The following is a 248-nucleotide window of genomic DNA, read 5'->3' as shown; positions in this document are numbered from 1 at the left end:
CCCCTCGCGGCAGCAATACCTGGCCTTTAAAAACACCGCTCACGGCCAACACCAGGGTGGAATGGCAGACGATTAACGACACCGGAGGCACCGATGCGTTTAGCACCAGCGTTCCTTAACGTGCCGAAAAAGCCACTTATTGTCCTGGCTTACGCCCGGGCCGGTCACCGCGACCATGGGGGTGAGGTTGCTTGCTCCCCCGCCCGTACACTCGGTCACCGAAAGCTGAAAAGGCTGTGCAGAATAGA

At 58.9% G+C, this 248-nt stretch carries 1 protein-coding gene; it reads left to right on the top strand.

Annotated elements, in window-relative coordinates:
- Positions 1-119: fimbrial biogenesis chaperone (locus AC6EMZ_RS23475; protein WP_498405197.1), on the top strand; the 119-nt coding region annotated here is incomplete at its 5' end.
- Positions 120-248: the final 129 nt, after the last annotated feature.

This window comes from Enterobacter sp. SCRI0065, assembly GCF_059766475.1.
The sequence above is the reverse complement of the archived record's forward strand: the minus strand, read 5'-3'. Positions and strand labels throughout refer to the sequence as shown.